The sequence below is a fragment of the Nocardiopsis suaedae genome, assembly GCF_027706745.1.
Lineage (GTDB): Bacteria > Actinomycetota > Actinomycetes > Streptosporangiales > Streptosporangiaceae > Nocardiopsis_A > Nocardiopsis_A suaedae.
Genome location: NZ_JAQFWP010000132.1, coordinates 1 through 2,870, shown reverse-complemented (window position 1 = coordinate 2,870; position 2,870 = coordinate 1). Strand labels below are relative to the sequence as shown.

General features: G+C 57.5%; 2 rRNA genes. Both read right to left on the bottom strand.

What is annotated here, in order from left to right:
- Positions 1 to 5 precede the first annotated feature (5 nt).
- Positions 6 to 124 (bottom strand): 5S ribosomal RNA (gene rrf / locus O4U47_RS31130).
- A gap of 114 nt (positions 125 to 238) precedes the next feature.
- Positions 239 to 2,870 (bottom strand): 23S ribosomal RNA (locus O4U47_RS31125); the annotation flags it as partial.

Genomic DNA, 2,870 nt, shown 5'->3' with positions numbered 1-2,870 from the left:
AAAAAATGCGGCGGCAACCTACTCTCCCACCCCACACCATGGAGGCAGTACCATCGGCGCAAAGAGGCTTAACGACCGGGTTCGGAATGGGACCGGGTGTGACCCTCCAGCCATAACCACCGCAAACCAACACCCACAACACACCCGAAAGCATGCGCGGGAAACCTATATCAAAAAACCTGATTCGTGTGCGAACCCCAACAAAGGGAACAGTATGCGCGAGCACCCAGCATCTGCGGCGGACAAGCCCTCGGCCTATTAGTACCGGTCAGCTCCACGCCTCACAACGCTTCCACACCCGGCCTATCAACCCAGTCGTCCACTGGAAGCCTTACCCCCCGAAGGGGCAGGAGACCTCATCTCGAAGCAAGCTTCCCACTTAGATGCTTTCAGCGGTTATCTCTCCCGAACGTAGCCAACCAGCCATGCTCCTGGCGGAACAACTGGCACACCAGAGGTTCGTCCGTCCCGGTCCTCTCGTACTAGGGACAGCCCTTCTCAAGTCTCCAACGCGCACAGCGGATAGGGACCGAACTGTCTCACGACGTTCTAAACCCAGCTCGCGTGCCGCTTTAATGGGCGAACAGCCCAACCCTTGGGACCAACTCCAGCCCCAGGATGCGACGAGCCGACATCGAGGTGCCAAACCATCCCGTCGATACGGACTCTTGGGGAAGATCAGCCTGTTATCCCCGGGGTACCTTTTAGCCGTTGAGCGACACCGCTTCCACACGCCGGTGCCGGATCACTAGTCCCTGCTTTCGCACCTGCTCGACACGTCCGTCTCACAGTCAAGCTCCCTTGTGCACTTACACTCAACACCTGATTGCCAACCAGGATGAGGGAACCTTTGGGCGCCTCCGTTACCCTTTAGGAGGCAACCGCCCCAGTTAAACTACCCACCAGACACTGTCCCCGAACCGGATCACGGCCCCAGGTTAGATGCCCGAAACAGCCAGAGTGGTATTTCACCAACGCCTCCACCCCCACTAGCGTGACGGCTTCACAGGCTCCCACCTATCCTACACAAACCATCCCAAACACCAATGTCAAGCTATAGTGAAGGTCCCGGGGTCTTTCCGTCCTGCTGCGCGAAACGAGCATCTTTACTCGTACTGCAATTTCACCGGGCCCGCGGTTGAGACAGCGGGGAAGTCGTTACGCCATTCGTGCAGGTCGGAACTTACCCGACAAGGAATTTCGCTACCTTAGGATGGTTATAGTTACCACCGCCGTTTACCGGCGCTTAGATTCCCAGCCTCGACCAAACGGTCTAACCAGTCCTCTTAACGTTCCGGCACCGGGCAGGCGTCAGTCCGTATACAGCGTCTTACGACTTCGCACGGACCTGTGTTTTTAATAAACAGTCGCTTCCCCCTGGTATCTGCGACCCCACCCAGCTCAAAGGGCACAACCTCATCACCGGACAGGGCTCCCCTTCTCCCAAAGTTACGGGGACAATTTGCCGAGTTCCTTAACCACGGTTCACCCGAACGCCTCGGTATACTCTACCTGACCACCTGCGTCGGTTTAGGGTACTGGCCGCCCGCGAACTCACTAGAGGCTTTTCTCGACAGCACGGGATCACCCACTTCACCAAAAACGGCTCGGCATCACGCCTCACCCACAACAGGGCACGGATTTACCTACACCCCGGGCTACACGCTTACCCCCGGACAACCACCGCCGGGTAGGGCTACCCCACTGCGTCACCCCATCGCTTACCTACTACCAAATCGGGTCCCACGCCTCCACCCCAAAAACCCCGAAGGGAAAATGAGGCTTCAGTGGTGGTTAGCATCAAAGGATTCAGTATGGACGCGCACGGACGGGTACGGGAATATCAACCCGTTATCCATCGACTACGCCTGTCGGCCTCGCCTTAGGTCCAGACTCACCCTGGGCGGATTAACCTGCCCCAGGAACCCTTGGTCAATCGGCGCCGGAGTTTCTCACTCCGGTATCGCTACTCATGCCTGCATTCTCACTCGCACACACTCCACGACACGGTCACCCGGCCGCTTCACCGCATGCACGACGCTCCCCTACCAACCCGAGAAAACTCCCGGGCCCCACGGCTTCGGCGGTGTACTTAAGCCCCGCTACATTATCGGCGCAGAATCACTTGACCAGTGAGCTATTACGCACTCTTTAAAGGATGGCTGCTTCTAAGCCAACCTCCTGGTTGTCTCAGCAACTCCACAACCTTTCCCACTTAGCACACGCTTAGGGGCCTTAGCCGATGATCTGGGTTGTTTCCCTCTCGACCACGAAGATTATCCCCCGCAGTCTCACTGCCGCGCTAACCAAACCGGCATTCGGAGTTTATCTGACATCAGTAACCTTGTCGGGCCCATCAGCCAAACAGTAGCTCTACCTCCGGCAGGCAACACACGACGCTGCACCTAAATGCATTTCGGGGAGAACCAGCTATCACGGAGTTTGATTGGCCTTTCACCCCTACCCACAGCTCATCCCCCAGGTTTTCAACCCTGGTGGGTTCGGGCCTCCACGACCTCTTACAGCCGCTTCACCCTGGCCATGGGTAGATCACCCCGCTTCGGGTCTACAGCATGCGACTCAAACGCCCTATTCAGACTCGCTTTCGCTACGGCTACCCCACCCGGGTTAACCTCGCCACACACCATAACTCGCAGGCTCATTCTTCAAAAGGCACGCCATCACCCGACAAGGGGCTCTGACGGCTTGACAGCACACGGTTTCAGGTACTATTTCACGACCCCTCACCGGGGCACTTTTCACCTTTCCCTCACGGTACTAGTGCACTATCGGTCACCAGGACGTATTCAGGCTTAGCAGGTGGTCCTGCCAGATTCACACGGAATTTCACGGGCTCCGCGCTACTCGGG